The sequence below is a fragment of the Paenibacillus sp. tmac-D7 genome, assembly GCF_006519665.1.
In the GTDB taxonomy this organism is placed as follows: domain Bacteria; phylum Bacillota; class Bacilli; order Paenibacillales; family NBRC-103111; genus Paenibacillus_G; species Paenibacillus_G validus.
Genome location: NZ_VIDW01000105.1, coordinates 1 through 1,893, shown reverse-complemented (window position 1 = coordinate 1,893; position 1,893 = coordinate 1). Strand labels below are relative to the sequence as shown.

Annotated in this window: 1 protein-coding gene; it reads left to right on the top strand. The window is 52.3% G+C overall.

Going from position 1 to position 1,893, the window contains the following annotated elements; genetic code table 11:
- Positions 1-548: 548 nt before the first annotated feature.
- Positions 549-1,817 (top strand): group II intron reverse transcriptase/maturase, encoded by a 1,269-nt coding sequence (gene ltrA / locus FKP33_RS26625; protein ID WP_258313567.1) that lies wholly within the window; start codon positions 549-551, stop codon positions 1,815-1,817.
- Positions 1,818-1,893 lie beyond the last annotated feature (76 nt).

Below are 1,893 nucleotides of genomic sequence, written 5' to 3'. Positions count from 1 at the left end.
TGGTGCGCCCGGCATGGGCGATAACTAGGCGGTGAAAGTCCGCTACAGGCTTGGCAGTAGGAACTGTTAGCCAAAGGCAAGGGTGTCCGTCGCGAGGCGGAATCTGAAGGAAGCCGGAGGCAAACCCTCGGTCTGACGAACAGAAATCACATATAAGGCATGGTGAGGCGGACGAGCGTGCCATACAACGCAAAGTCCAATACTGCCCGAATCTCATCATGTAGATGTGGCAGATAGATGAGGGGAAAGTTATCGCTCTTACCCGGGGAGGTCTCACAGACGTTGAGTAGGCCATCCGAAAGACGGAGTAAAGCTTGCTGTGAGAAGTCAGCAGAGGCCATAGTACCGAATTTTTTTTTCGGGAAGGGCCGAACAATCGTAAGTCTTGAGTACATACAGAAAGGAGAACCGGTGCGTTGAAAGCAGAATACCGAAAGGGCTGCCCTCAGAGGGATAGTGTGGAACACGAAGAGTATGCGGGAGCGCGGAGTACCGGATCTCGGGAAAGTAGAGAAAGAGACGGTGCAAAGGACTTGTTGGAGCGAATATTGAACAGGGATAACCTGAACAAAGCTTACAAGCAGGTCAAAAGCAATCACGGCGCGCCGGGAATCGACGGAATGACCGTCGAGGCAGCGTTGCCATGGTTGCGGGAAAACAGAGATGAGCTCCTGCAAAGCATTCGGGATGGAAGGTTTCAGCCAGCCCCGGTGCGACGCAAGGAAATTCCCAAACCGGATGGAAGCGGCATGCGGAAGCTAGGCATTCCTACAGTTATAGACCGCGTGATCCAACAAGCCATCGCCCAGCAACTGCATCCGTTGTTTGAACCGTTATTTTCGGACGGCAGCTATGGCTATCGGCCAAGACGGAGCGCCCAGCAGGCGATTCGGAAAGTGAAAGCCTACGCGGAGCAGGGATACGGCTATGCGGTGGAAATCGACCTCTCCAAGTATTTCGACACACTGAACCACGAGCTGCTCATGAACTTGCTGCGTAAGCAAATTCCAGATCGACGCGTAACCGACCTAATCAAGAAATACTTGAAAAGCGGAGTCATGGAAAACGGGATACAGCACAAAACGGAAGAAGGGTCTCCGCAGGGCGGCCCGCTGTCGCCGCTTCTGGCGAATATCTACCTGAACGAATTCGATCAGGAGATGGAAAGTCGAGGCGTGGTTGTCATCCGCTATGCGGACGACATTGTCGTGCTTGCCAAAAGCAAACGAGCGGCAATGAGACTGCTGGAGTCCTGCCGGATCTATCTGGAAAACAAACTGAAATTGCGACTGAACACGCAGAAAAGCAAAGTCGTGAGTGTCGTGGCTCAGAAGCACTTCAAATTCCTTGGCTATGCGTTGGGAAAGAACGGGAAAGGCGTATATATTCGCGCCCATCCGCAATCACTGGCTAAAGCAAAGAGGAAACTAAAAGAGCTCACGAGTCGAAGACAAGGCAGGAATGCAAGAGAGGTAATGGAGAACGTAAAGATCTACATTCGCGGCTGGCTAGGTCACTTCTATGTAGCCGACATGAAGCGAATCCTGCAAGGCTGGAACGAATGGCTGCGCAGACGAATGCGCATGTACATCTGGAAGCAATGGAAGAAGCCGAAAACGAAGGTACAGAACCTGCGAAAGTTAGGGATACCGGATTGGCAGGCATACCAATGGGGAAATACAAGGCTGGGTTACTGGCGTATAGCCGGAAGCGCAGTGCTGAATCGCTCTGTAACAAACGAAAAGCTCGCACAAGCAGGGTACTATGACTTCCCTGCTCGGTACGAGCATCTTCGCAAATTGCACTTAAGCGGTTGAACCGCCGTATACCGAACGGTACGTACGGTGGTGTGAGAGGTCGGCTACTCAACTAATGGGTAGCCTCCTACTCGAT